Annotated in this window: 30 protein-coding genes, 1 tRNA gene and 1 riboswitch; of the genes, 16 read left to right on the forward strand and 15 right to left on the reverse strand. The window is 68.7% G+C overall.

Features of this window, described 5'->3' with window-relative positions; all coding sequences use genetic code 11:
* The first annotated feature begins 52 nt into the window (after positions 1 to 52).
* Positions 53 to 1249: an ROK family transcriptional regulator gene (locus tag ASF80_RS14565; RefSeq protein ID WP_056312471.1), complete on the forward strand. Its 1197-nt coding sequence runs from the start codon at positions 53 to 55 to the stop codon at positions 1247 to 1249.
* 28 nt (positions 1250 to 1277) lie between these two features.
* On the opposite strand, the gene ASF80_RS14570 is transcribed toward ASF80_RS14565, so the two are convergent.
* Together ASF80_RS14570 and ASF80_RS14575 are read right to left on the reverse strand one after the other, a co-directional pair.
* Positions 1278 to 2417 (reverse strand): Gfo/Idh/MocA family protein, encoded by a 1140-nt coding sequence (locus ASF80_RS14570; RefSeq protein ID WP_056312473.1) that lies wholly within the window; start codon positions 2415 to 2417, stop codon positions 1278 to 1280.
* Positions 2417 to 3223, reverse strand: a complete 807-nt coding sequence (locus ASF80_RS14575) for a sugar phosphate isomerase/epimerase family protein (RefSeq protein WP_056312475.1) — start codon at positions 3221 to 3223, stop codon at positions 2417 to 2419. Before ASF80_RS14575 ends, ASF80_RS14570 begins: the two co-directional genes overlap by 1 nt.
* A gap of 110 nt (positions 3224 to 3333) precedes the next feature.
* Between ASF80_RS14575 and ASF80_RS14580 the strand changes: the two genes are divergently transcribed.
* Genes ASF80_RS14580 through ASF80_RS14590 form a run of 3 tightly spaced genes read left to right on the forward strand, consistent with a single transcriptional unit; the run spans position 3334 to position 5597 of the window.
* Complete coding sequence (locus ASF80_RS14580; RefSeq protein WP_056312477.1) at positions 3334 to 3975, forward strand: TetR/AcrR family transcriptional regulator; 642 nt, start codon at positions 3334 to 3336, stop codon at positions 3973 to 3975.
* Between the two features lie 9 nt (positions 3976 to 3984).
* The gene (locus ASF80_RS14585) at positions 3985 to 4614 is read left to right on the forward strand and encodes a DUF4166 domain-containing protein (protein ID WP_056312479.1); all 630 of its coding nucleotides are present in this window, start codon (positions 3985 to 3987) and stop codon (positions 4612 to 4614) included.
* Entirely contained in the window at positions 4611 to 5597 is a 987-nt protein-coding gene (locus ASF80_RS14590) for an epimerase (RefSeq protein ID WP_056312481.1), read from the forward strand. The genes ASF80_RS14585 and ASF80_RS14590 overlap by 4 nt, the downstream gene beginning before the upstream one ends.
* Here the strand turns inward: ASF80_RS14590 and ASF80_RS14595 are convergent.
* The 3 genes from ASF80_RS14595 to ASF80_RS14605 are packed head-to-tail and all read right to left on the reverse strand — an operon-like array spanning position 5594 to position 7235.
* On the reverse strand, positions 5594 to 5992 hold the full coding sequence (locus tag ASF80_RS14595) for a PLDc N-terminal domain-containing protein (RefSeq protein WP_056312483.1): 399 nt from the start codon (positions 5990 to 5992) through the stop codon (positions 5594 to 5596). The two genes, ASF80_RS14590 and ASF80_RS14595, sit on opposite strands and share 4 nt — an antisense overlap.
* A 38-nt stretch (positions 5993 to 6030) precedes the next feature.
* Positions 6031 to 6960: an aldo/keto reductase gene (locus tag ASF80_RS14600; protein ID WP_056312485.1), complete on the reverse strand. Its 930-nt coding sequence runs from the start codon at positions 6958 to 6960 to the stop codon at positions 6031 to 6033.
* A gap of 50 nt (positions 6961 to 7010) precedes the next feature.
* Entirely contained in the window at positions 7011 to 7235 is a 225-nt protein-coding gene (locus tag ASF80_RS14605) for an XRE family transcriptional regulator (RefSeq protein WP_145985674.1), read from the reverse strand.
* Positions 7236 to 7329: 94 nt separating this feature from the next.
* Here ASF80_RS14605 and ASF80_RS14610 point away from each other — a divergent pair, with 94 nt between their 5' ends.
* The 3 genes from ASF80_RS14610 to ASF80_RS14620 are packed head-to-tail and all read left to right on the forward strand — an operon-like array spanning position 7330 to position 8809.
* On the forward strand, positions 7330 to 7707 hold the full coding sequence (locus ASF80_RS14610) for a helix-turn-helix domain-containing protein (RefSeq protein WP_235560011.1): 378 nt from the start codon (positions 7330 to 7332) through the stop codon (positions 7705 to 7707).
* Between the two features lie 23 nt (positions 7708 to 7730).
* Positions 7731 to 8171, forward strand: a complete 441-nt coding sequence (locus tag ASF80_RS14615) for an ImmA/IrrE family metallo-endopeptidase (protein ID WP_056312491.1) — start codon at positions 7731 to 7733, stop codon at positions 8169 to 8171.
* A 35-nt stretch (positions 8172 to 8206) separates the two neighbouring features.
* Entirely contained in the window at positions 8207 to 8809 is a 603-nt protein-coding gene (locus tag ASF80_RS14620) for a GNAT family N-acetyltransferase (RefSeq protein WP_056312492.1), read from the forward strand.
* 22 nt (positions 8810 to 8831) lie between these two features.
* On the opposite strand, the gene ASF80_RS14625 is transcribed toward ASF80_RS14620, so the two are convergent.
* The gene (locus ASF80_RS14625) at positions 8832 to 9062 is read right to left on the reverse strand and encodes a hypothetical protein (RefSeq protein WP_235560012.1); all 231 of its coding nucleotides are present in this window, start codon (positions 9060 to 9062) and stop codon (positions 8832 to 8834) included.
* A 78-nt stretch (positions 9063 to 9140) separates the two neighbouring features.
* Between ASF80_RS14625 and ASF80_RS14630 the strand changes: the two genes are divergently transcribed.
* Positions 9141 to 9752 (forward strand): flavodoxin family protein, encoded by a 612-nt coding sequence (locus tag ASF80_RS14630; protein ID WP_056312496.1) that lies wholly within the window; start codon positions 9141 to 9143, stop codon positions 9750 to 9752.
* Position 9753: 1 nt separating this feature from the next.
* Here the strand turns inward: ASF80_RS14630 and ASF80_RS14635 are convergent, their stop codons facing one another.
* Positions 9754 to 10086 carry a hypothetical protein gene (locus ASF80_RS14635; RefSeq protein WP_056312498.1) on the reverse strand — a complete coding sequence of 111 codons (333 nt, stop codon included), beginning with the start codon at positions 10084 to 10086 and terminating at the stop codon, positions 9754 to 9756.
* Between the two features lie 49 nt (positions 10087 to 10135).
* Positions 10136 to 11161, reverse strand: coding sequence for a hypothetical protein (locus ASF80_RS14640; protein WP_056312499.1), 1026 nt, complete (start codon positions 11159 to 11161; stop codon positions 10136 to 10138).
* A gap of 72 nt (positions 11162 to 11233) precedes the next feature.
* Between ASF80_RS14640 and pgi the strand changes: the two genes are divergently transcribed.
* Positions 11234 to 12913: a glucose-6-phosphate isomerase gene (gene pgi, locus ASF80_RS14645; RefSeq protein WP_056312501.1), complete on the forward strand. Its 1680-nt coding sequence runs from the start codon at positions 11234 to 11236 to the stop codon at positions 12911 to 12913.
* A gap of 174 nt (positions 12914 to 13087) precedes the next feature.
* On the opposite strand, the gene ASF80_RS14650 is transcribed toward pgi, so the two are convergent.
* The 4 genes from ASF80_RS14650 to galU all read right to left on the reverse strand — a co-directional run bounded on the left by ASF80_RS14650 (position 13088) and on the right by galU (position 15677).
* Positions 13088 to 13160, reverse strand: a tRNA-Ala gene (locus ASF80_RS14650).
* 49 nt (positions 13161 to 13209) lie between these two features.
* Entirely contained in the window at positions 13210 to 14055 is an 846-nt protein-coding gene (locus tag ASF80_RS14655) for a hypothetical protein (protein WP_056312502.1), read from the reverse strand.
* Positions 14056 to 14135: 80 nt separating this feature from the next.
* Positions 14136 to 14747, reverse strand: a complete 612-nt coding sequence (locus tag ASF80_RS14660) for a GNAT family N-acetyltransferase (RefSeq protein ID WP_056312505.1) — start codon at positions 14745 to 14747, stop codon at positions 14136 to 14138.
* 42 nt (positions 14748 to 14789) lie between these two features.
* Positions 14790 to 15677: a UTP--glucose-1-phosphate uridylyltransferase GalU gene (galU, locus tag ASF80_RS14665; protein ID WP_056312507.1), complete on the reverse strand. Its 888-nt coding sequence runs from the start codon at positions 15675 to 15677 to the stop codon at positions 14790 to 14792.
* 40 nt (positions 15678 to 15717) lie between these two features.
* Between galU and ASF80_RS14670 the strand changes: the two genes are divergently transcribed.
* From ASF80_RS14670 to mscL, 3 genes are read left to right on the forward strand one after another with little or no spacing between them, the layout of a single operon-like run.
* A complete protein-coding gene (locus ASF80_RS14670; RefSeq protein ID WP_056312508.1) occupies positions 15718 to 16314 on the forward strand; it encodes a 5-formyltetrahydrofolate cyclo-ligase in 597 nt (198 codons plus the stop codon).
* A 17-nt stretch (positions 16315 to 16331) separates the two neighbouring features.
* Positions 16332 to 16604, forward strand: a complete 273-nt coding sequence (locus ASF80_RS14675) for an FmdB family zinc ribbon protein (RefSeq protein ID WP_056312510.1) — start codon at positions 16332 to 16334, stop codon at positions 16602 to 16604.
* Between the two features lie 26 nt (positions 16605 to 16630).
* Positions 16631 to 17053, forward strand: coding sequence for a large conductance mechanosensitive channel protein MscL (gene mscL / locus ASF80_RS14680; RefSeq protein WP_056312512.1), 423 nt, complete (start codon positions 16631 to 16633; stop codon positions 17051 to 17053).
* Positions 17054 to 17322: 269 nt separating this feature from the next.
* Here mscL and ASF80_RS14690 read toward each other — a convergent pair whose 3' ends face one another.
* Positions 17323 to 21042 (reverse strand): AAA family ATPase, encoded by a 3720-nt coding sequence (locus tag ASF80_RS14690; RefSeq protein ID WP_056312515.1) that lies wholly within the window; start codon positions 21040 to 21042, stop codon positions 17323 to 17325.
* Positions 21043 to 21241: 199 nt separating this feature from the next.
* On the opposite strand from ASF80_RS14690, the gene ASF80_RS14695 reads away from it, so the two are divergent.
* Entirely contained in the window at positions 21242 to 21757 is a 516-nt protein-coding gene (locus ASF80_RS14695) for a methylated-DNA--[protein]-cysteine S-methyltransferase (RefSeq protein WP_056312517.1), read from the forward strand.
* A 90-nt stretch (positions 21758 to 21847) separates the two neighbouring features.
* Here ASF80_RS14695 and ASF80_RS14700 read toward each other — a convergent pair whose 3' ends face one another.
* Entirely contained in the window at positions 21848 to 23485 is a 1638-nt protein-coding gene (locus tag ASF80_RS14700) for a cation acetate symporter (RefSeq protein WP_056312520.1), read from the reverse strand.
* A complete protein-coding gene (locus ASF80_RS14705) occupies positions 23482 to 23829 on the reverse strand; it encodes a DUF485 domain-containing protein (RefSeq protein WP_056312521.1) in 348 nt (115 codons plus the stop codon). The genes ASF80_RS14700 and ASF80_RS14705 overlap by 4 nt, the downstream gene beginning before the upstream one ends.
* Before the next feature lie 109 nt (positions 23830 to 23938).
* On the opposite strand from ASF80_RS14705, the gene ASF80_RS14710 reads away from it, so the two are divergent.
* The 3 genes from ASF80_RS14710 to ASF80_RS14720 all read left to right on the forward strand — a co-directional run bounded on the left by ASF80_RS14710 (position 23939) and on the right by ASF80_RS14720 (position 25676).
* Positions 23939 to 24796, forward strand: a complete 858-nt coding sequence (locus tag ASF80_RS14710; RefSeq protein ID WP_056312523.1) for a LuxR C-terminal-related transcriptional regulator — start codon at positions 23939 to 23941, stop codon at positions 24794 to 24796.
* 69 nt (positions 24797 to 24865) lie between these two features.
* Positions 24866 to 24933: riboswitch (guanidine-III (ykkC-III) riboswitch) on the forward strand.
* A 10-nt stretch (positions 24934 to 24943) separates the two neighbouring features.
* Positions 24944 to 25270, forward strand: coding sequence for a DMT family transporter (locus ASF80_RS14715; RefSeq protein WP_056312526.1), 327 nt, complete (start codon positions 24944 to 24946; stop codon positions 25268 to 25270).
* Positions 25271 to 25331: 61 nt separating this feature from the next.
* Positions 25332 to 25676, forward strand: coding sequence for a histone-like nucleoid-structuring protein Lsr2 (locus ASF80_RS14720; RefSeq protein ID WP_056312528.1), 345 nt, complete (start codon positions 25332 to 25334; stop codon positions 25674 to 25676).

Consider the following 25676-nt stretch of genomic DNA (forward strand, 5'->3'; position numbering starts at 1 on the left):
CGAATCGGAAGTCAATCGAGGGCGCACGTAAGTGCTGTGGTTTACTGACGCAATGGTTGACGCACTTCGCCCCGCCGCGGCGGCGAATCCCGGGGCCGGAGAGATCTTCCAGATCCTCCGCGACGGCACCGCCCGCACCAAGGCCGAGCTCGCAGCCCTCACCGGCCTCGCACGCTCGACGGTGGCGCTGCGAGTGGACGCACTGCTGGCCGCCGGCCTGCTGCGTCCGGCAGGAGAGGCGGTCTCGACCGGCGGACGCCCGCCCGCCCGCCTGGCCTTCAACTCCCGCGCCGGCGTGGTGCTGGCCGTCGACCTCGGCGCCACGCACGCGACGATCGCGGTCGCCGATCTCGCCGGGGTGATCCTCGATTCGCGCACACGCACGATCGACATCGGCGACGGACCCGAGAGCCTCCTCGATGTGATCCTCGCCGACGGCGCGGCCCTTCTCGACACCCCCGCTTCCGCCGGGATCTCGCTGCTCGGCATCGGGATCGGGGTTCCGGGCCCGGTCGAGCACTCGACGGGGCGGCCGACCAATCCGCCGATCATGCCCGGGTGGGACCGCTTCGACGTCCCCGGCTACGTACAGCGCACCTTCGACGTACCGGTCCTCGTCGACAACGACGTCAACATCCTCGCGCTCGGCGAGCACGCCACGACCTGGCCGCACGTCGACGACCTGATCTTCGTCAAGGTGTCGACCGGCATCGGCGCGGGGATCATCGCGGGCGGCCAGTTGCAGCGCGGCGCCCAGGGCTCGGCGGGAGACATGGGGCACGTACAGGTTCCGAGCGGATCCGGCTCGGCCAGGGAACCCGGCGACGAGCGTGACCTCGAGGCCCTCGCCAGCGGCGCCGCGCTGGCGACGGCTCTGCGTACGGGTGGGCACGAGGCGAGCAGTCCTGCCGACGTCGTCGACCTCGTCCGCGCCGGCAATGCCGCGGCCATCGAGGCGACGCGACAGGCGGGTCGCGATGTGGGCGAGGTCCTCGCCACGGTCGTCAACCTGCTCAACCCGTCGATCATCGTGCTGGGCGGCAGCATCGCCCGGGCCGGTGAGCACCTTCTCGCCGGGGTGCGAGAGGTCGTCTACCGACGCTCGATCCCCCTCGCCACGCAGCATCTCGCGATCGTGCAGTCGCAGGCCGGTGATCGCGCAGCCGTTCTCGGTGCAGCGATCATGGTCGCCCGCGAGGTTCTCTCGCCCGCGAATGTCGACCGTCATGTGGCGGCGAGGACGCGCTGACCGCGCTCCTCACCGCCACCGACGTATCTCAGAGAGTCGACTCGAACGGGTCGAAGCCGGCGTCGATCGCACCGACCTCGTCGAGAGTGCTCTCGACCTTCACGAAGCTGCGGGACTCCGCCGCCTCCTCGATCGACAGCAGGGTGTCGAGCACGTGGTACCCGAACTCCCCGGTGGCGACGTGCGGGCGGCCCGCAGCGATCGAACGCGCCATGTCGAGCAGTCCGACGCCGCGACCCGAGAGCACACCCTCCTGCTCGACGTCGACGACGTCCTGCACGGTCGGCTCCGGCGGCACGAAGACCCGCGACAGCGGACGCGTGATCGTGATGGGCCCGCCGAACGTGTTCGGGTCGGGGATCACGATCGTGCCCTCGGTGCCGGTGATCTCGACGATGCCCTGGCGCAGCAGGGGCGAATCGGTGCTGTACAGGCTCTGCGCCTGTCCGCCCTGCTCGAAGTCCATGAGCACGCTCAGCGTCGACGGGATCTCGACGGGGAACTCCTGACCTGCGAGCTCGCCGACCTGCACCGTACGCGTCGGCGTGCCCTGCAGCCCGAGGGCGGCGACGGCCGCGACGGGACCGAACACGTGCACGAGCGCCGACACGTAGTACGGCCCCATATCGAGCAGCGGCCCTGCGCCCTTGGCGTAGAGGAACGCGGGGTTCGGGTGGAAGATCTCCGGCCCCTGCCACTGGAAGGTGGTCTGGGCGAAGAGCGGCCGACCGATGTCGCCGCGCGCGATCGCACGCTTCGCGGTCTGCACGCCGGGTCCGAGGACCGTGTCGGGCGCGACGCCGACGCGGAGCCCCGCGGCATCCGCCGTCTGCAGCAGACGCAGCGACTCGTCACGGCTCACACCGATCGGCTTCTCAGTCCAGACGTTCTTGCCCGCGGCGATGATCGCCTCGGACACCTCGACGTGGACGGCCGGGATCGTCAGGTTCACGACGATGTCGATCTCGGGGTCGTTCAGCACCGCATCGACGCCACCCGCACGCGGGACGCCGTACTTCTCGGCCTGCGCCTTCGCACGATCCACGAGCAGGTCGCCGATGGCGAGCACCCGCACATCGGGGAACGTCGTGAGGTTCGACAGGTACTGGTCGCTGATGTTGCCCGCGCCGATGATGCCGACGCCGACGGGTCCGTTGCCGATGGACATCAGCCGGCCACCTTCTCGTCGAGGTAGACGCGGCTGCGCTCGACGGCGGCCCACAGGTCGCCCTCGAAGTGGTCGAACTCGACGATCGCGAGCTCGAGGGCCGGAGCCGCGGCGATGGCCTCGACGAGCGGGACAGTGCCCTCCCCCGCAGGCACCTGGTCGGCCGGCGGGTAGGCGGCGAGAAGAGCCGGGTCGAGTGTTCCGTCCTTGGCGTGCACCGCGATCACGCGGTCGCCGAGACGCTGCAGCAGTGCGACAGGGTCGACGCCTCCGCGGGCGACCCAGTACAGGTCGACCTCGAGCACGACGCGCTCGTCGAGCAGGCCGGCGAGCACTTCGAGTCCGGTCACGCCGTCGAACACGGCCTCGAGCTCGTGCGCGTGGTTGTGGTAGCCGACGCGCACGCCGACGCTGGCGCCGACGGCGGCAGCCTCGTTGAGCAGGCGGGCCGTCTCTTCGATCTGCTCGATCGACTCCCAGCGGGCGGGCTCGGTGTACGGATCGATGACCGTGCCCATGCCGAGCACCTTCGCCGCGGCGAACACCTCGGCCGGAGACGGGACCGGAAGTGTGGTGCCACTGCCGTCGGGGTTCACGAACGACTGCGAGGCGAGAAATGCGTGGCCCGAGGGCGCGGTGAGACCGGCTGCCGTGAGCGCATCGGCCATCGGCTTCGCCCGGCGCACGAAGTCATAGGGCTCGACGGCGGTGAATCCGCGGGCGGCGACCTCTTTCAGGGAGCCTTCGAGGTCGGCCTCCAGCTGGTCCTTGATCGTGAACAGCTGGATGGAAGTCTGGATCGTCACTGGTCTCTCCTTCAGTCTTCGGCGACGCGCGGGCTCGACGGCCCGTCTGTCCGAGCACGTTATCACCAAATACCTCCGCGCGGAAGTTTTCATTTCGCTACACTCGTCCCATGACCGACGACCTCCCCGCCGCAGCCGACGCCGCCGCCGACGAGGACCGCCCCCGTCCGCGCGGCGCGTACGCGAAGGGGATCGCGCGCCGTCAGGAGATCCTGGACCGGGCGATCGAGGTCTTCGCCGCACGCGGTGCCGACCGCACGAGCCTGCGCGCGATCGCGAGCGCCGTCGGCGTCACGCACTCCGCCCTCACCCACTACTTCGGCTCCCTCGAGGAGCTGCTGGTGGCGGTCTACCAAGAGAGCACGGCCCCCGAGCGACAGCAGCCGGACACGCTCCCCGATGACGCCACCCCCACCTCGCGCATGCTCGAGTCCGCTCGTACCAACCGCGAGATCCCGGGCCTCGTGCAGCTCTACTCGACGCTGGTCGCCGCCGCACTCGAAGAGGGGCACCCCGCCGCGCGAGAATTCGCCACGACCCGCTTCGCCCGTCTGCGCACGGACATGGCCGACGTCATCCGCCGTCAGCAGGAGGGCGGGCTCATGCGTGACGACATGGATGCCGATGCCGTCGCCGCACTCATCGTCGCGGCGTCCGACGGCCTGCAGACGCAGTGGCTGCTCGACGATTCGGCGCCCCAGCAGGAGGCGCTGGCGCTGCTCGACCGGCTGCTGCGCCCCGCCGCTCGGTAGGGTGAAGGGGTGACAGCAGCGGACACCGCACAGGGGTCGCCCTACGAGCGGGCTCTCGGCGAGCGCATCTCCGAACTCCATCCGAAGACGGCCTGGTACTTCCGCACCATCCCCGACGGCCACGTCGGGGTCGGCACCGGCGTGTTCACGACTGCGGGTTCGCGGCATCGATGGCTGTGGCCCGTGTTCCGCATCGCGGAGGCGCTCGGCGTGGCGTTCGCCGGGTGGGAGCAGGACGTCCCGTTCCGCATCGAGAACCGCACGATCGACGGGACGGCCGTGGCCGTCCGGCACTTCGAGCTCCCCGGACGCACGTGGGTGATGCCCGACATCGTCTCCCTCGGTGCGAACCGGATCCTGCGCAACGAGATAGGCCCCCACCGCACGGTCGTGACGACCTTCGACATCGACGTCCGCGACGGAGCGGTCGTGCTCGCCATCCGTCGGGTCGGGATGCGGTTCGGACGTCTGCGCATCGCCGCCCCGGGGTTCCTGCGTCCTCGCATCGGGCTCGTCGAGCGCTGGGACGAAGGCCGCGAGCGGCACCACGTGAACATGACGATCGATGCTCCCCTGCTCGGTCGCGTGTACGAGTACACCGGATTCTTCGAGTACGCGATCGAGAGCGAGACCCCGTGACGGATGCCACCCCCTCCCCCGACGGCCCCGTCGTGATCGGCGGATCCACCGGGTTCATGGGCCAGTACCTCATCCCTCGCCTACGCGCGGCAGGGCGCGAGGTGATCACGATCTCGCGATCGGGCGCTGACATCGCGTGGGGCGACCAGCATGCGATCGACCGCGCCGTGGACGGCTCTTCACTCGTGATCGGCCTCGCCGGCAAGAGCGTGAACTGCCGGTACACGCCCGACAATCGCGCGGCCATCTTCCGCTCGCGACTCGACACCACGTCGTCGCTGAGCTCCGCGATCGCGAAGGCGCACACCCCGCCGCCCCTGTGGGTGAACTCGTCGACCGCGACGATCTACCGCCATGCAGAGGACCGTCCGATGACCGAGTCGTCGGGCGACCTCGGCACCGGTTTCTCCGTCGAGGTGGCGAAGGCCTGGGAACGCGCGCTGTTCGCCGACGACCTGCCTCGAACCCGACGGGTCGCACTGCGCAGCGCCATCGTGCTCGGACACGGAGGCGTGCTCGGCCCCCTGAAGAACCTGGCCCGCCTCGGCCTCGGCGGCGCCCAGCACGACGGCCCGTGGCCTGTGAGTCGTGCGCGTCGGGCCGCCGGCACGGGGCACCTCCCCGGAGCACGGCGGGGAGCGCAGCGGTTCAGCTGGGTGCACGTCGAGGACGTGGCTCGAATCATCGACTTCCTCGAGGCGACCCCGTCCCTCGAGGGGCCGGTCAATGCCGCCTCTCCGAACCCGTCCGACAACGCGGAGTTCATGGCCACCGTGCGCCGAGTGCTCGGCGTCGGCTTCGGACCGCCGATGCCCCGCTGGATGCTCGAACTCGGCGCCATCGGCATCCGCACCGAGACCGAGCTGATTCTGAAGAGCCGGTGGGTGATCCCCGAGAAGCTCACACTCGCCGGCTTCGAGTTCGCCTACCCGAAGCTCGAGGATGCCATCCGGGAGTCCTTCGACGTCGCGGCGGCCGCCTAGCCCGCAGCAGGCTCCGACCCCGCGGGCGACTCTCCGCCCTCGCGACGGCGCTTCTCGATCTCCTGCCGCAGACGCCATTCCTCGATCTCGCGGTCGAGGTCGGCGATCTGCTGCTCGGTGCTCCGAGTGTCGACCGGCGCCGCAGCGGGCCGCGGGTCAGGCTGACGCCTCGCGGGTCGGGCGGCAGGACGCATGCGCGGGATGCGCAGGCCCGCCTCGGAGTACTCCCGGCCGATCGCGAACCACAGCAGGCTGCCGATCAGCGGCAGCAGGATGACGATGATGATCCACACCATCTTCGGCAGGAACCTCACCTGCGCGTCGTCGCGCTTGATGATGTCCACGAGCGCGCCGACCATCAGCGCGATGACGAGGATCGAGAACAGGAACGGCATGAGTTCAGGGTAGACGACGAGCGCTCATCGCGCCCGGACTACGGGAGCAGGTGCCCTGCCGCCCGGAACAGCTCGTACCACTCGGCCCGCGTGAGTTCGATCTCGGCTCCCGCCGCGGCATCCCGCACCCGCTCGGGCGTCGTCGTTCCGAGCACGACCTGCATCTTGGCGGGGTGCCGCGTGATCCAGGCCGTCGCGATCGCGATCGGCGTGACCCCGTACGACGCGGCGAGACGGTCGAGCACCGCGTTGAGCTCGGCATACTCGGGGTTGCCGAGGAAGACGCCGGTGAAGAATCCGCCCTGGAACGGCGACCAGGCCTGGATCGTGATGCCGTTGATGCGGCAGTACTCGACGATGCCGCCGCCGTCGCGGACGATGCTCTGATCCTCACCCACCATGTTCGCGGCGACGGGCTGGGCGATGATCGGCGCGTGGGTGATCGACAGCTGCAGCTGATTGGCGATCAGCGGCTGCGTCACGGCCGTGCGGAGCAGATCGATCTGGCGAGGGGTGTGGTTCGAGACGCCGAACGCGCGCACCTTGCCCGCGGCTTCGAGCTCGTCGAAGGCCCTCGCGACCTCCTCCGGCTCGACGAGGGCATCAGGACGGTGCAGCAGCAGGACGTCGATGTGATCGGTGCGCAGCGCCTTCAGGGAGCCCTCGACCTGGCGGACGATGTGCTCGTACGAGAAATCGAACGAGCCCTCCGCGGGGTTGATGCCGCACTTGGTCTGCAGCACGATCTCGTCGCGCTCGGCCGCACTCAGCTCGAGCGCGTCGGCGAAGCGCGCCTCGCAGAAGTGCATGCTCCCGCCGTAGATGTCGGCGTGGTCGAAGAAGTCGATGCCCGCGGTGCGGGCTGTGTCGTAGAGCTCGCGGATCTGCGCGGCATCCTTGTCGTCGATGCGCATCATTCCGGCGACGACGGCGGGGGCGGTGGCGGATCCGAACGGGACGGTCTTCATACCCCCACGCTAGTGCGACCGCCCTCGAGGTGCGAGGTGCGCGCGGCCGGTCACCGATCCGCAGAGCGAGGCACGAGCCGCGCGACGTCGATCGACAGGGCACCCGCGATCTCGGCCAGGTCCGTGACCGTGAAGTCGAGCTGCATCGCCAGCTGCTTCTGCAGCACGTGCGGGGCGATCCCCGTCTGTTCGGCGAGCCACGAGACGGTTCGGCCCGCACCCACGAGTTCGGATCTCACCGTCAGTGCCACCGCTCGTCGCAGATCTGTCGTCACCCGTAGACAGTATCGCCACACATGATGTGCGGCAAGGTGCTCACGCTCCAATATGACGGCATCCTGGCTTCATCCCGGTGCTATCGTGACTCACGTGAAGACACCTGGCGAGCAGTTCAACGCGGCCGTCGGGCGCCAGCTCCGCGGCGAGATCGGCGCCGCAGGCAGCAGCATCGCGGCGATGGCGCGCGAGATCGGCGTCGCGCGCAGCGCCCTCGACAACTACGTCACCGGCAAACGCGCCATCCCGATCCCGGTCCTCTACGCCGTCAGCGCGTCGCTCGATCTCGAGCCGCACCTCGTTCTCGGCCGCGCCGAGGAACGACTGCGCGCCGAGGGCGGTCTGCACACCGCGACGGTCACTCCTCTGCGCCCCCGCACCGATGTCCGCGGCCGACGCGAAGATGAAGCCGAGGTGGCGTTCGAGTCGCCCCTCGCGCACGACGACGACACCGACGATCTCTACGACTGACGCCCACGCGACGAGGAGGCCCCATGGAGCGCCTCCTCCGCCTGCTCGAAGACAACGGTCTGCACCTCGTCGAGCGCTCCGGACGCACGTTCGGCGGCTACGAGCCTCGCACCGCCACGATCCGAGTGGCTCCCGGACTGAGCGCGCGGACGACCTGCAGCGTGCTGGCGCATGAGATCGCGCACGCGATGCTCGGACATACCCCGACGGCGGATGCCGCCGCACGCGAACGCCAGGAGCGCCGCGCCGACGAATGGGCCGCGCGGCTGCTGATCACCCCCGCAGCCTATGCCGCGGCAGAGCAGGCCAGAGGGCCGCACCCCGCGAGCCTCGCCTTCGACCTGGGCGTGACGATCGAGATCGTGCTCGCCTATCAGCGGCTGCTCCGACGGGTGGGAGAGACCACCTACGTCGGGGCGAGGATGGGCGCAGGCCAGTGGGAGCATCGTCTGCCGAGCCCCTGACACTCCCCCGGTCTCGCCGCTGGTTGAATGGCAGCATGACGTTCCGCACCGCTCCGGCCCCGATCACCCTCACCGGACGCCTCGTCGAGCTCCGCCCGCTCGAGGTCTCCCACCACGACGGGCTCCTCGACGCCCTTCTCGAAGGCGACCTGTGGAGGAACGCCTGGTACACGTCCGTCCCCTCGCCCGAGGGACTCGCCGCCGAGATCGATCGCCGGATCGGCCTCGTCGACAGCGGAGGGATGATCCCCTTCACCGCGTTCGACTCGTCCGGCCGCATCCTCGGCCTGACCTCGTACTACGACATCGACGAGGACTCTCCGCGGCTGCACATCGGGTACACCTGGAATCGCCCCTCCGCGCACGGCACCGGGACGAATGCGGAGTCGAAGCTGCTGCTGCTCCGCCACGCGTTCGAGGACCTCGGGGTGTTCCGAGTGGGGCTGACCACGCAGTGGGTGAACTTCCAGTCGCGCGCCGCGATCGAACGACTGGGCGCGAAGCAGGACGGCGTCATGCGCGCGATGAGCCGCTACCGCAACGGCGCGCTGCGCGACAGCGTCGAGTTCTCGATCATCGAGCCCGAATGGCCCGCGGTGAAGGCGAATCTCGAGATGAGACTCGCCAAACGGGTCTGAATGCCCTGGCGGGCGATGCCGACTACTCGGTGGGGTTGCCCGACCAGTTGTCCTTGCGGCGGGTGGCCGATCCGCGCTGACGCATCATGAAAGCCAGCGACAGGCTGGTGATGAGGAGCCCTGCGACGAAGACGATCGCCTGGAAGTCCTCCAGCGACTGAGCGAACCCCATGAGCCAGATGCCTCCGAGGAAGAGGATCATGAAGAAGATGAAGCTGAGGATCACGGTGTCTCCTGTCGTAACGGCCGTCATCCAGGATACCGTCTAGCGCAGTCGCCCCGGTGACGGAACCCCCTGGGGTATCCGCGTCGATGGTGGTTTCGTGCAGACATGACCGCACAGCTGACCGCCCTTGCCATCTCCTGCACCCTGAAGCCCTCCCCCTCGGACTCGAGCACCGACCTGCTCGGGTCGCAGATCCTCGCAGCCCTCGGCGAGCACGGAATCTCGGGAGAGACCGTACGAGCCGTCGATCACGTGATCAGCCCCGGCGTCGAGGCCGACATGGGCGGCGACGACCAGTGGCCGACGCTGCGCGAGAAGGTGCATGCCGCCGACATCCTCGTGTTCCTCACCCCGACCTGGATGGGGCAGCACTCGAGCGTCGCTCAGCGCGTGCTCGAACGGCTCGACGCCGAGCTGAGCGAGACCGATGACGCGGGCAGGCCGATCCTGTTCGACAAGGTCGCGATCGCCGGGATCGTCGGCAACGAGGACGGCGCGCACCACATCGCCGCGATCCTGTTCCAGTCGCTGAACGACATCGGCTACTCGGTGCCCGCGCAGGGGTCGGTGTACTGGAACGGCGAGGCGATGCAGACCGTGGACTACAAGGATCTCGACGAGACACCCGAGAAGGTCGCACAGGCCACGGCCACGGCCGCCCGCAACGCGGCGCAGCTCGCCCGTCTGCTCAAGGCCGAGGGGTATCCGGCCGAGTAGGTCAGGCGCGCGGCTTGTCTCCGTCTGCAGCGGTCGGTTCGACGTAGTCGTCGATCACGAGCTCACCGGTCGCGTTGAGGGAGCGCATCATGTCCTCGATGCGCTGCTTCTCGACGGGCAGCGACTCCGCCGACGTGAAGAGGAACTGCAGCGGGATCGCCGGGTGGATCCACACGGTCAGCCGACCGGTGTCGCCGCCCTCCCGCGGGTGCCAGGTCATCATGAAGCTCTCCTGGCGGCGCAGCTTCGTTCCCACGATGACCTTGAGGTGTGCGAGCGTCCCGTCGTCGATCAGTATCGGCTCCGATGTGCCGTCATACCGCAGTCTTCCCATGAAGGAAACCGTACCTCGTGCGCGCGCTCCCGCGTGCACGCGCCTGCGATCACACGGCGCGGCGGAACGTCACGACCTCGTCACGACGAGAGCGCTCCACGGTGAGTCCCGCGAGCTCGAGGCGGCGGAACACGCGTCGGGGCAGCGGGGGGAGCTCTGCCATACGGCCTGCCGGAGGCTTCGCGAGGCCGACGATGAGCGAGAGGTCGACACCGGCACCTCGCACCTCCACCCGGGCGTAGTCGCTGCGCATCCGCCAGACGAGGGTCTGCAGTTCCGAGAACGGGATGCGATGACTCGACGAGCCGGCGCGGATCCGCAGCTCGTCGTCACCGAACGCGAGCGAGCACCGGAGCGTCCGGCGACGCAGGCCCGCCCTGAGCAGGAGGTACACCGGAAGCCCGACGACCACGCCCATCACGAGGATCACGACTCGGGGGCCCATATTCATCACCGCATCGTCGAATGCGATGAGCAGCGCGGTTCCCGCAAGGCCGACGACCAGGACGATTCCGATGATCCCGACGGTGAGCGAGCGCATCCGCAGGTCGAGGGCCGGGAACTCGACCCGTGATCCGTCGCCGCCGTCCTCCCGCTGCCATTCGGGTGGTGCGGGCGTCGGCCGCATCGCCCTCTCCCGACGACGGAACAGATCGGTGATCCGTGAGAGCAGCCCGAGCCATATCCATCCGGTGGCCGGAGCCGCCGCGATCTGCAGCACCACGATCACCGCTCGCGCGCCCTCGGGAAGGCCGTCGAGCAGGTCCTCGCCGCCGAACTCGATCATGAAGAGCATGAGCGCGGTCAGCACCACCGCCACGCCGAGTTCCAGCACGACGCCGTTGCGCACGGGGCGCATCTCCATCGTGGCGTTCACGAAGGAGAAGGCGAGGCTCCACCCCCCGATCAGCATCAGGAGGAACGAGAAGAAGCCCAGGTCATCGCCCGCAAGCGTCCAGACGATCGCGGCGGCCAGCAGGACGAGCCCGACGATCAGCGGATCCCGCACGAATCGGCGGGTGACGGACGCCCTGATCCGCCGGTCTGCGGTGGTCTCGGGGGCCGTGTCGGTCATCGCAGCAATCCTAGAGCGGCCCCGCGCGTCATCGCGGGCTCATCGGGTCGCCCACCGCAGTACCGTGGATCCATGACCGCTCCTGTTGATCCGACACACACTCCCGCCTGGTCTGAGCTCGCCGCGCTGCGCGAGTCGATCGGCGCCGACCTGCGCGGGTGGTTCGCCGCCGACGCCGACCGCGCAGAGCGATTCTCGTTCCCGCTCGCCGATCTCCATGTCGACCTGTCGAAGAACCTCGTCACCGACGACGTGCTCGCAGCACTGCTGCACCTCGCGGAGCAGACCGGCGTGGCCGAGCGCTACACGGCGATGGTCGAGGGCGCCCACCTCAACACGTCCGAGGACCGCGCCGTGCTGCACACGGCGCTCCGTCGCCCGGCAGGGGCCTCCCCCGCGCTGGTCGTCGACGGCCAGAACGTGGATGCCGACGTGCAGTCGGTGCTCGACGCACTGAGCGCGTTCGCGACGAGGGTCCGCGCGGGCGAGTGGCTCGGGATCACCGGCAAGAAGGTCACGCACGTCGTCAACATCGGGATCGGCGGCTCCGACCTCGGTCCTGTGATGGTCTACGAGGCGCTGAAGCCCTATGCGGACGCCGGCATCGAGGCACGGTTCGTGTCGAACATCGACCCCACCGACCTCGCCCAGAAGACCGCGGACCTCGACCCCGAGACCACACTCTTCATCGTCGCGTCGAAGACCTTCACCACTCTCGAGACGCTCACCAACGCCCGTCTGGCGCGCGACTGGCTGTGGGCTGGCCTCGCAGCATCCGGTGCCATCTCCGACGATGACGACGCCCGCACGGACGCCGTCGCGCACCACTTCGTGGCCGTGTCGACCGCGCTCGACAAGGTCGCCGCGTTCGGCATCGACCCCGCCAATGCGTTCGGGTTCTGGGACTGGGTGGGCGGTCGATATTCGGTCGACTCCGCGATCGGACTGTCGCTCGCGATCGCTCTCGGCCCCGACACCTTCCGCGACCTCCTGGCCGGGTTCCACGCCGTAGACGAGCATGTGCGCACCACGCCGCTCGAGCGCAACGTGCCCGTGCTGATGGGCCTGCTCAACGTCTGGTACGTGAACTTCCACGGTGCACAGTCGCACGCCGTGCTGCCCTACGCGCAGCAGCTGAGCCGGTTCCCCGCGTACCTGCAGCAGCTCACGATGGAGTCGAACGGCAAGTCCGTCCGCTGGGACGGCACGCCCGTCACGACAGACACGGGCGAGGTCTTCTGGGGCGAGCCCGGCACCAACGGCCAGCACGCTTTCTACCAGCTCATCCACCAGGGCACCCGGCTCATCCCCGCTGACTTCATCGCCTTCGTGAACCCGGCGTATCCGCTCAGCGACGGCGGCCAGGACGTGCACGAGCTCTTCCTCGCGAACTTCCTCGCCCAGACGAAGGCGCTCGCGTTCGGCAAGACCGCCGAGGAGGTCGAGGCCGAGGGCACCACGGGTGCTCTCGTCGCGGCCCGCACGTTCGCCGGCAACCGCCCGACGACCTCGATCTTCGCGCCCGCCCTGACGCCGCAGGTGCTCGGTCAGCTCATCGCCCTCTACGAGCACATCACGTTCACCCAGGGCACGATCTGGGGCATCAACTCGTTCGACCAGTGGGGTGTCGAGCTCGGCAAGCAGCTCGCGATGCAGATCGCCCCCGCGATCGGCGGCGACGAGTCGGCCGTCGACGCGCAGGACGCCTCGACCAAGGCCCTCCTCGCGTACTACCGGGCGAACCGCAAGTAGGCGAGCCGCAGACAGAGAAAGCCCCTCCGTGCTTGCGCTCGGAGGGGCTCCTTCGTCTGTGGACCTCAGGGGACTCCGCCATCCTCGCTTCGCTGCGGTGGCTCCCCGAATCACTCAGCCGTTCAGACGAAGAAAGCCCCTCCGTGCTTGCGCTCGGAGGGGCTTCTTCGTCTGTGGACCTAAGGGGATTCGAACCCCTGACCTCCTCGATGCGAACGAGGCGCGCTACCAACTGCGCCATAGGCCCTGACGTCTTCTACGCTATCACGCCGGAAGAGGTGCCCGTGCCGCGGAGATCAGCCGGCCGCGCGCTTCGCGAGCAGGTCGCGGACGTGCGCCTCGATCTCGGCGTCGTCGACATAACCCATCTTCGAGAAGGGCGATGCGGCTGCCGGGATCTGCACGGGCGTCGCCGGTGCCATCCGCTCGGCGCGTTCGCGCAACGCCGCGAGGCGAGCGGCGGTACGACGCTCCTCCTGCGCATCCATCTCGGCCCGAGCGACCTGCGCGCGCGAACCCGCGACCGAGACCAACGGCTCAGGAAGCGGACGCGGCGTCCAGGTGGCACGGCCCTGATCGTGCAGCTTCGGTTCGACGCGCGCGACCGGCTGCTCGATGGGAGCGACCAGTCTGCGAGCGGCACGCGCAGCGACCGAAGCCATGCGCTGAAGAGCGAATCCGGCAGCCACCACAGTTGCGCCACCGATCCAGAGCAGAAGCTGGGCCTGGGTCGCGATGACCTGCCACACGCCGAGTCCCGTGAGAGCGAGCCCGAGGAGAAGCGCAGAGGTCGCGACGATGCGCACCCGACGGCGCGCACGCGCCTGGCGGACGACCGGATCGGCCCTGGCGGCCGCGAGTTCTTCGCGGAGAAGCGTGAGCTCGGCGGCCTCTTTCTCGGACTGCACCCGCTTCGCGAGCTTCTGCTGGGCCAGAGCCGTTCGAGCGTTCAGTTCGAGGCGCACCTCGCCGGGCGTCTCGCTGGTCTCAGCCAGCACACGCAGAGCCTGGTTCAGACGGACGGCGTTGCGCTCGGCGGCGTCGTACTGAAAACGACCGCGCCACGAGGGCAGCAGATAGAGCATCCACAGGAGCACGGCGACGAGGACTATCACTCCTCCGCTCAGCACCGGCCCGTCCATGTCGACAACGGTACGGGAACATCGCTGTTCACGCGGCTCAGTCCGGGCGTGTGTCGCGACGAGTTCGGCGTGTCGCGCCCTCAGATCGCGAGTCGGTCCGACGGAGGGATCGTCGCGGCATCCGGGGGGACCTGACCGTTGAGCCATCGCGCAAGCACGCCCTGGGGAACGTCCTCCCGCGTGAGCGCGAACGCATAGTGGTCGCGCCAGTCCCCGTCGATGTGGATGTAGCGCCGACGAAGGCCCTCGTACCGGAAGCCGAGCTTCTGCACCACGCGCAGACTCGCCGCATTCTCCGGGCGGATACAGATCTCCATCCGATGCAGCGCGTACTCGGTGAAGCACGCGTCCGTCGCGAGTGCGACCGCCGTCGGCGTGATGCCCTTGCCGGCGAATCGCTCGCTCACCCAGTAGCCGATCGTCGCCGAGCAGAGCGATCCTCTGGCCACTCCCCACACGTTGAGTTGGCCGGCGACCTCTCCGTCGTACTCCATGACGAACGGATAGCCCTGGCCGTCGCGGTATTGCTGGAGCAGACGGCGGATGCTGAGCCGCATGTCGAACGAGACCGATCCGTACGGGACGGTGGCCTCCCACGGCTGCAGCCATGAGCGGTTGCTCAGCAGCTCGTGCTGCAGCGGCCTGGCATCACGAGACCGCACGAGACGCAGCTCGATCGGACCATGCCTCATCCCCGTCGCCTGATCCATCCGAGCGCTCCCACGCGAAGACGCCTAGAGGCGTTCCGCGAACTCCTTGAGCCACGGCCGCAGCTCGGGGCCGAGGTCGTCACGGTCGGAGGCGAGCTGGACGATCGCCTTGATGTAGTCGACGCGGTCGCCGGTGTCGTACCGTCGACCGCGGAAGATCACGCCGACGACGCCAGGACCCTCGGGTCGGGTCGCCAGCTCCTGCAGGGCATCCGTGAGCTGGATCTCGCCGCCCTTGCCGGGCTGGGTGTGCTCGAGCACATCGAAGATCGACGCGGGCAGGACATAGCGCCCGATGATCGCGAGGTTCGAGGGTGCGTCCTCCTGCGCGGGCTTCTCGACGAGGCCCGTCACGCGCACGGAGTCGGAACCGTCGATCTCCTCGACGGCGGCGGCGCCGTACATGTGGATGTTCGCCGGGTCGACCTCCATGAGGGCGATCACCGCGGCGCCGCTGCGCTCGTGCTCTGCGATCATCTCGGTGAGCAGCGGGTCGCGCTCGTCGATGAGGTCGTCGCCGAGGAGCACGGCGAACGAGCTGTCGCCGACGTGAGTGCGTGCCCGCAGTACGGCGTGGCCGAGACCCTTGGGCTCGCCCTGGCGGACGAAGTGGATGTCGGCGAGATCGCTCGAATGGATGACGCGCTCGAGACGGCCGGTGTCACCCTTCTCCATGAGCTTGACCTCGAGCTCGGGCACCGAATCGAAGTGGTTCGAGATCGCGTTCTTGTTGCGGCCGATGATGACGAGGATGTCCTCGATCCCGGCGCTCGCGGCCTCTTCGACCACATACTGGATGGCCGGCTTGTCGACGACCGGCAGCATCTCCTTCGGCATCGCCTTCGTCGCGGGCAGGAATCGCGTCCCCAGTCCTGCGGCGGGAATGACGGCCTTCATCTTCTTGGAACCCATCCTCACAGCCTAGCCGGGATGCCGCCGTAGACTCGGAGGCATGTCCCACGACATCGAGCACGAGAAGCGCGCGCTGCGCGCAGAGCTCCGCGAACGCCGCCAGCTGCTCAGCGACTCGCAGCGCGAGAACGCCGCAGCCGCCATCACGCAGCGTCTGGACGACCTCGTCGAGTCGCTCGGAGCACAGTCGATCTCGTGCTTCCTCTCCACGACGACAGAACCGGGCACCCGCGAGTTCGTGACCGCCGCGGTGCGCCGCGGCATCCGTGTCCTGCTCCCCGTCACGCGCGCTGACGGCCTGCTCGACTGGGCCGTCGCGACCGACGGTGACGACGTCGCCGAGGGTCTGTTCGGACTGCCCGAGCCGACCGGCGAGGTGCTGGGTCCGATCGCCGTCAACGACGTCGACCTGATGGTGATCCCCGCCGCGGCCGTCGACCGCACCGGGATGCGCATGGGCTGGGGCCGCGGCTATTTCGACAAGACCATCGGATCGATGGAGAAGTGCCCGCCCGTCTACGCGGTCATCTATGATTCCGAGGTACTCGACTTCCTTCCGCGGGAGGTCCACGACCAGCCGGTCACCGGCGTCGTGACCCCCACGCAGACCCTTCTCCTGTCGCAGTCGCGACGCTGACCCCCGCGAGGACCGCAATGCCCACCTATGCCTATGCCTGCCGTTCCTGCGGCCACTCCTTCGACGCCGTGCAGAGCTTCTCCGACGACGCCCTGACCGTCTGCCCCGAGTGCGGCGGCGAGCTGCGTAAGCAGTACGGATCCATCGGCGTGACGTTCAACGGATCCGGCTTCTATCGCACCGACTCGCGGTCGGGTGCTGGCTCTTCGGCATCCACCCCGGCATCATCGAAGTCGGAGCCGACGAAGAGCGCCACCCCGGCACCCGCGTCGAGCACCACCACTTCCTGACACACTACGGACCTCCGGAGGTTCCCATGCTCAAAGGTTTCAAGGACTTCATCCTCCGCGGCAATGTCATCGACCTGGCTGTCGCGGTCGTCATCGGCACCGCGTTCACGGCCATCGTCACCGCCGTGGTCAACAGCATCATCACCCCGCTCGTCTCCCTGTTCTTCAAGGCCGACGCGGCCGGCAACTTCGGACCGCAGCTGACGAGCCTCTACGGGGATCAGGTCACGTTCCCGATCGGCGACCTGATCTCGGCGATCATCAGCTTCCTCTCGGTCGCTCTGGTCGTGTACTTCGTCTTCGTCCTGCCGATGAACACGTTCAAGGCCCATGTCGAGGCTCGCAAGGGCACCGCCGCAGAAGAGCCCGCCGAAGAGCCGGCCGCCGCGACCGAGGCCGAGCTGCTCGTCGAGATCCGCGACCTGCTCGCACAAAACGCCCGCAGCTGACGCTCCTCGCACTCCACACGAAGCGCACGGTCCCGTCGGGGCCGTGCGCTTCGTCGTATCCGCCTCAGTAGTGGGGCGGGACGTCCTGCATCAGCCGGTCGTCGTTGGGCCCCTTCGGTCCCTTCGGCGCGCGAGGGGGCGCAGTGATCGGCTTCTGAGTCGCTGCCGTCTCCGGGTCGGTGTCCGTGCCGGGGACGGGGGTCAGCCGCGCGCGGCGAGATCCCGGAACCCGCACGACCTTCTGCCGCGGGCCACTCGGGTCGGGCTGATCAGTCATTCTGCGGATCGATGAGATCGATCGGCTGCGTGTCGTTCTCGGCGCGGACGGCGGACGCCGAGATGCCGAGGACCTCGGCGATGCGGGCAGCCGCAGTCACGGGATCGCTGTAGAGGTCGAAGGCGTGCACGCGGACGTAGTGCCAGCCGAGTCGGCGCAGCACGTGCGGGCGCAGGCGCAGCGTCTCGCGCAGAGACTCACCTCGCGACTCGGGGTCGGACTCGATCACGACGGCCTTGCCCTTGTGCTGGGCGACGAGCGGCAGGAGACCGCGGTAGTCGACGTCCACGGCCGCGCCCAGGCGGCGCAGCTCGCGCGCGAGCGCGAGGGTGAGCGGATCGGCGAGATCCTCGAGGCGTGCCTCGCGCCCCCGGGAGGCCAGGCCGCCGAGGATCGACATCAGCGTGGCTGCACCGAACTCGAGGCGGCCGTCGTCGAACGAGGACGGCCTGATCGACGAGACGATGACCATCGAGCGGCGCGCCCTGGTCATGCCGACCGTGAGCAGCCGCTCGCCGTCAGGCGTCGACAGATCGCCGAAGTCGCTGAGGACGCGGCCGTGCTTGGTGAGACCGAATCCGAGAGAGAAGATCACGCGGTCACGACTCTCGGCGACGGACTCTTCGAGCGTCAGCACCGCGAAGGGCTCGGCGGTGTCGCGTCCGACGAAGTCTGCGACGTCGGAACGTCCGGCGAACGCCGATGTGACGGCGGCGCGCACACGCTCGGCGTGGCGCCTGCTGGCGGTGACGACCATGAGCGACTCGTCCGGGCGGTGCACGGCGTGCTCGACGACCAGGGTGACGACACGGGCGACCTCCGCATCCGGACTCTCCACCGCTCCTGAGACGGGGTCCGGGGCTCCGGTACCGCCTTCGACGTAGTCGACGGTGAGGCTGCCGCGGCCCAGATACGATCCTGCCCACGGCAGGGAGACGATCTCGCCGCCGTAGAACGCGTCGTTGATGAGCTCGGCGAGATCCTCGCCGCCGGCCCTGTAGCTGCGCGTGAGCGTCATCACCGGGAGCAGCTCCGACAGCCGCTCGAACACCGAGACCGTGTCGAAAGGAACCTCGTGCTCCCACTCGGCGCCGGGGTCGACGGCGACGTGGAACGGGGTGGGGAGCTGCGTGACCGGGTCGCCGAACGCCACGATCTGGCGCGCACGGCGGATGGCCGGCGCGGCCTCCGCGAGGTTGATCGCGGCCGCGTCGACGAGGAGCACCGCATCGAATTCGACAGAATCGGGGATGTGCGGAACGAGGTAGGGCGACGAGATCCACACGGGCGCCAGCACGTCGACGAGGGTGGGCGCTGCACTCACGATCTCGGCGGTCGTCGTGGCAGGCTGCTTCAGCGCGCGGCGCAGGTTCTGCGACTCCTGCGGCTCGTCGACGATCGCGATCCCCCACTGGTTCGCGAGCTGCCAAGCGAGCAGCGGGCCCGCCATCGCCGCGTGCGCCTCGTCGACGAGACGGAAGTCGCGCTCGAGTCGGTCGACCACCGCGGTGTTCGCTCCCAGAAGGGCGCGGTCGTCCTGCAGTGCCCGCTCGAGCAGCGTCTGCCACCACGCGAACTCCAGCTCGTCGCCCACGCGGGCCTCGGAGACATGGCGCACGGAGAGCTCCGCGAGCAGAGGTTCGAGCCCCAGATCGGCGAGGCGGTCGCGCAGCTGAGCGCGCTCGACGAGGTTGTCGAAGACGTCGGACTTGGCCGCGAGGCCCGCCAGGGTGCGCACGAGTCGCTCGACGGGCAGGGTCGAGAGCGGCTCCCTGCGACCGAGAGCGACATCGAGCTCGGCGAGCTCCGCCGTCACCCGCTGCCAGGAGGAGTAGACGTCGGCGAGACCGAGCGGGACCTCGGGAGCCACACCCGCCTCCACGCAGCGCTGCCACTGGGTGCGCTGCGCCTGGATGCGGAGCAGCGACTCGTGCATCTCGGTGACGTGCACGCCCGGGCGTACGTACTCCTTGGCGAGACGACGAAGACGTCGCCGGTTCGCACCCGACATGTTGGGTGCATCGCGTCGGGAGCCGTGCGCCTGGATCAGCTCGCCCAGGGGACGCTCGAACACGGTCGGGCTGAATCGATCGAGGGAGTCGCGGATGCCCTGCAGCAGTCGCAGGTACTCGCCGAGCTCGTCGATGGTCGAGAACGGACGCATGTGCGTCTGCGCGATGAGGGCGTAGCCGCGCTCGAGCAGTGCCGGGACGCTGTCGGAGTGCAGTCGTCCCGCGAGCTGATGAGCGGACTTGGCGGCCTCGGTGCTCGAGAACGTGACCCCGTACCAGGGCGAGTCGTTCGGCCCGAAGCGGAACTCGCCCAGACGAGCCGCGTACGCGAGGGCAGCCGCTGCCGAGGACCGGTCGTCGGCCAGGCGGCGCAGGGTCTCGATGCTCAGCCGTGCGGTGGTCGACGGGGGCGTGGGCAGCGACGCGAGCCGGGTGAGGTGACGCGTGGCGTCGAGGACCGACGAGGCGGTTCCCGCGACGGGAGTGGTGAGCGCCTGACGATAGTCGCGCAGCACGGTGCGCAGCCGCACGAGGGCGTCATCGACGTCGCCCACCTTGGGTGCCGTGGCTTTCTCGTTGCGTCCGATCGCTCGCACGAGATCGCGACGGACGCTCGCGGGAGAGACAGCCAGGCTGTCGAGTCCGATGCCGGCCAGACGATGCCGCACGCCGTCGAGCGTCGAGCGCCGCGCAGACACGACAAGCACGCGCTTGCCGTTGCGCACCAGCTCGCCGAGCGCGTTGATCACGGTCTGCGTGCCACCGGTGCCGGGGAGCGTCGCGACCGTGAGGGAATGTCCCGCGGCGATCTTGGCGAGCAGCGCCTCCTGCTCGCCATCCGCGTCCAGCAGGAGGTTGTCGGATGCCGGCGCGCGGTCGTCCGGGCCGGTGTGGTGCGGTTCGGGCCTGCGCGCCGAGACCTGCTCGCGGTCGCCGACATGCCCGGCGAGCGCATTGAGCACGATGTGGTCGAGGCTGCCGCCGTCGCGCGCCATCGCACCGCCCACGTCCGCGAACGTCGAGACCACGAGCCTCGGCAGCACAGTGAAGGTGTCGATCGATCGCGTGGTCGCTCGGAGGCTGTCGATCACGGGCTGCGGCTTGAAGATCCCGCCGTCGTAGGCGAGCGAGGCGAGCGCTGCGGCATCGATCGTGATGCCGAAGTGCTCACGCGCGATGCGCACCAGCTCGGGGTTGACCTCGAAGGCCCCCTGCAGCTTGAGCTCGAAGTCGGTGTGGTGGCGACGGATCGCGAGCGGGCGGAGCAGGACGGGCGCCGCGAAGTCAGCGCCGCCGATGCGCCATCCCGCGACGCCTACGGCGAGATGCACCGCCTCGATGCCGCGAACCGTGCGCAGCTCCGTGTTCTTCGCCGTGATCCGCTCCGCCGCGAGCCGAGCCGTCCGAAGGCCGACCTCATCGCGGAAGAGGTTCGACAGGAGAGTGGATTTTCCGGTGATGAACTGGGGGAGGCTGCCCGGGTGCGCCTTGGAGATGTCGATGCCCGATTCGACCGTGTCGCGGAATGTCACGAGGGGCGAGGATCCGCCGAGGTCGGCGGCTTCGGCGCGCAGACGTGTGCGCTCGGCCTCTGCGGCGTGGGCGATCCCGAAGCCGACGACGGGCTCGGGCGACGCACTCAGGGTCGCTGAGGCATCGGTCGCTGCATCATCCGCAGCCTTGCCTTCACGTCGCCACACACCTCACACACTAAGCGCGCCTCGCCGTGACAGCGGTATCCCGGGCGGGTTTCACCGTATTTCCGGCCGCCAGAGGGGTGTCCGAGGCCCGCGGATGCTCGGCGGACTGCTCCTGCACGGTCGAGACGTGGCGACGGACTCTCCCCCGGCTCCGCGATCGCGCGCGTGGAGTGCCGGCCACGGAGGTCAATATGGAGGCATGACCTTCCGCTACGACTTCGCACCGACCCCCTTCGGAGACGCCCTCGCCGTATTCTCCGACGAGGGGATCGTCCGATTCGACCTCTCGGAATCCGACGACCCGTCCGTCCCTTGGCTCCTCGAGAACGTCTCGGGCCAGCTGCACTCCGTCCCCGAGCCCGACCCCGGCGCCGCCGACGAGCTCGCACACCTCCTCGACGACTACTTCGACGGCACTCCGGTGCGCTTCGACGAGCACCTGCGGTTCGACTGGCGCCTCAGCACCGGCTTCGCCCGCGCCGCTCTGCAGACGATCAGCACGATCGAATGGGGGCAGACGCTCAGCTACGGAGAGGTCGCGGTGCTCGCCGGTCGCCCCGGCGCCGCCCGCGCAGTCGGCACGGCCTGCAGACTCACGCCTTTCTCCGTCATCGTCCCGGTGCACCGCGTGGTGAGGTCTGACGGAAGCCCCGGGCAGTACGGCGCGCATCCCGAGCGGAAGACGTTCCTGCTCGACCTCGAGTCCCACGGCTGAGCGCCGGCAGACGACGTGGACCCCGACGAGTAGGCCGTCGGGGTCCACGTGCTGTTCACCGCCGATCGCGGCCAGGGCGCTCGGCGCCGATCAGTGATCCGTCGCCTTCTCGGCACCGAACCCGGTGAGGGAGCGCACCTCCATCTCCGCCGCGAGCGTCGGCGACTCCTTCTGCCGACTCGTCATCGTGCCGAGCCAACCGAGGAAGAATCCGAGAGGTATCGAGACGATGCCGGGGTTGTTCATCGGCCAGAGCACGATGTCGATCCCGGGGATCATCGACGTGGGCGACCCCGAGAACACCGGCGACAGCACGATCAGGATGATCGCCGCAGCGAGCCCGCCGTACATGCTCCACACCGCACCCCGGGTGTTGAAGCGACGCCAGAACAACGAGTAGAGAATGGTCGGCAGATTCGCCGACGCGGCGACGGCGAACGCCAGTGCGACGAGGAAGGCGATGTTCTGCCCCTGCGCGCCGATGCCGCCGACGATCGCCAGGATGCCGATCACGACCACCGTGCGTCGCGCGACCCGCACCTCGCCGTTCGGGTCGGGCTCGACGGCGTTGCCCGCCGCATCCTTCCGGCCCTTCTGGATCACGTTCGCGTAGATGTCATGCGCGAACGACGCCGCTGCCGTGATCGTGAGCCCCGCCACGACGGCGAGGATCGTCGCGAAGGCGACGGCCGAGATGAACCCCAGCAGCACGGGGCCGCCGAGGTACAGCGCGAGGAGCGGAGCTGCCGAGTTCGGCCCACCGGGAGCCGCCGCGATGACATCGGCCCCGACGAGTGCGCCGGCACCGTAGCCGAGCACGAGCGTCAGCAGGTAGAAGCCGCCGATGAGCCAGATGGCCCAGACCACCGAGCGGCGGGCCTCCTTGGCGGTGGGCACCGTGTAGAAGCGCATCAGCACGTGCGGGAGTCCGGCCGTTCCGAGCACGAGAGCCATGCCCAGCGACAGGAAGTCCCAGGGGTTCGCACCGTACTGCAGGCCCGGTCCGAGGATCGCGTCACCCTTGTCGGAGTTGGCGACAGCAGCTTCGAGCAGCGTGTTCAGGCTGAAACCGTTGATCGCGAGCACCCAGATCGTCATCGCGATGGCGCCGCCGATGAGCAGGAACGCCTTCACGATCTGCACCCACGTGGTTCCCTTCATGCCGCCGATGAGCACGTAGACGATCATCAGCACACCGACCACCGCGATCACGATCGACTGGCCGATCCGGCCGTCGATGCCGAGCAGCAGCGACACCAGTCCTCCGGCGCCCGCCATCTGCGCGAGCAGATAGAAGAAGCAGACGGCGAGCGTGGTGATGGCCGCGGCCATGCGCACGGGCCGTTGCTTGAGGCGGAACGACAGCACGTCGGCCATGGTGAACTTGCCGGTGTTGCGCATGAGTTCGGCGACGAGGAGCAGAGCGACCAACCAGGCCACGAGGAACCCGATCGAGTACAGGAAGCCGTCGTACCCGTTGATCGCGATCGCCCCGCAGATGCCGAGGAACGACGCTGCGGACAGGTAGTCGCCGGCGATGGCGAAGCCGTTCTGCGGGCCGGTGAACGATCGCCCTGCCGCGTAGTAGTCGGCCGCCGTCTTGTTGTTGCGGCTCGCGCGGATCACGATGAAGAGCGTCACCGCGACGAATGCGACGAAGATCGAGATGTTGAGCACCGGATTGCTCTCGACCGCGAGTTCCTCTGCGGCGAAATGGACGACGTTCATGCGTCGGCCTGCGCCTTCTCGAGTTCTTCACGGATCTCGGTGGCGATCGGATCGAGCTTCCGATTGGCGAAAGCGACGTATCCCATCGTGATCGCGAACGTCGTGACGAATTGTCCGAGCCCCATCAGGAGCCCGACCGTGATATCGCCCCATACCCGCTGCGACATGAAATCCGTCGCGAATGCCGCGAGCAGGACATAGACGAAATACCAGATGAGGAAGAATGCCGCGAGCGGGAAGATGAACGAACGCTGGGTCTTCTTCAGCTCTCGGAATCGTGGCGATTCCTCGACGGCGATGTAGTCGATCGCTCCTGCCCGATCGGCAGGTGAATGGTCGGTCATGGGGCCTCCTTGCCTCATGGTCTACGGCTCGCCCTCGTGTGCCGGGCGAATGGTAGGGTCGACGCTACGAAACGGGGAACAGGGCCGTCACCCCCGAAAGTAGGTAGTCGTGAGCACGACGACAGGGATGGAATCCGAGACCGAGCTCGTCGCCAGAGCGGTGCGCGAGCTCGCTCAGCGCACCCGATTCCCCGTCGCGTTCGGAGGCCTGATCGACGAGGGCGTGGTCAGCGTCACGAGCATCGTCGGCAATCGCACCCACAGTCTCGACGGCCTCAGGGTGCGGCCGGAGCGCGGGCTCGGCGGGCGGGCGATGATCGAGCTCCGTCCTCGCATGACCAACGACTACGGCTCCTCGCAGCAGATCACCCACGACTACGACGTCTTCGTGCTCGGCGAGGGACTCCGGACCCTCCTGGCGCTGCCCATCGTGGTGAGCGGGCGCCCCCGCGGCGTGCTCTACGCCGGCGCCTGGGAGAAGACGCCCGTCGGCGGTGTCACGACCGCCCCCGCGATGCAGGTCGCGCAGTCCGTCGCGGAGGAGCTCCGCATCCGTGACGAGGTGGACCGGCGTCTGCGCTCCGTCTCCCCGGGCCCCGAATCCGTCGCCCCGCGCCAGCGCGAGGAGCTGCGCGAGAGCTTCGCCGAGCTCCGCAGCATCGCGGCATCGGTGGGTGACGCCGAGCTGCGGGCGCGCATCGCCCAGGTCGAGCGCCGACTCGTGCTGCTCGCGGAGGACGCCGTCGCACCTTCGACCGGCCCTGTCCCCACCGTCCACCTCTCCCGCCGGGAGACCGATGTGCTCGCGTGCGCCGCCCTGGGAGCGACCAACGCCGAGATCGCCGGCCAGCTCGGACTGCGCGAGGGAACGGTCAAGGCGTACCTCGGCACCGCGATGTCGAAGCTCGATGCGTCGACCCGTCATGCCGCCGTGACGAAGGCACGCCGCGCCGGCCTCCTTCCCTGAGCGGCCGCCCGAACACGACGAGCAGCCGGCACTGCACAGTCACTGCCCAGAACGGGTGGCTAGCATGGATACTGGTCGGTGAACCCCGGCCCCGGACGAGGCAGACCAGTACCCGGTGAGCGAAAAGACTGGTCCGAAAGGACCGTCATGTCGTGGATCGTGCTGATCGCATCCGGAGTCCTCGAGGCCGTCTGGGCCACCGCCCTGGGCAAATCCGAGGGACTCACCAAGCTCTGGCCGAGCGTCGTCTTCGTCGGCGGGCTGATCCTCTCGATGATCGGGCTCGCTTTCGCGATGCGCGAGATCTCGACCGGGACCGCGTATGCCGTCTGGGTCGGCATCGGCGCCACGCTCACGGTCGTGTGGGCGATGGTCACCGGCGACAGCGATATCTCCTGGCCGCGGATTCTGCTGCTGCTCGGACTGGTCGGATGCATCGTCGGACTGAAACTGATCGACCCCGGACACGAATAAACACGCGACCCGGTCTCGAATAGCGTGTCGCAATTCTTCTCGCCACGGTAATGTCATTTCCATGGCGAGAAGAATTGTGCACCAGCTGGTCGATGACATCGACGGATCCGTACTCGAGGTCGGCGAGGGCGAGACCGTTCATTTCTCGCTCAACGGCGCATCGTATGAGATCGATCTGAATACCGCTCACGCAGAGGAATTGCGCAAGGCATTCGAGCCCTACATCTCGGCCGGGCGCCGGGCGGGCTCGTCGAGTGCGGTGCGCTCTGCGGCTCCGAGAAAGCGTCCAGGACGCAATCCCGAGGTCGCCGCCATCCGCGCCTGGGCGAACGACAACGGCTACACGCTGTCGGAGCGGGGCCGCATTCCGGCACCCGTCGTCGAGGCGTACAACGCCGCGCACTGA

The organism is Microbacterium sp. Leaf159, from assembly GCF_001423615.1.
In the GTDB taxonomy this organism is placed as follows: domain Bacteria; phylum Actinomycetota; class Actinomycetes; order Actinomycetales; family Microbacteriaceae; genus Microbacterium.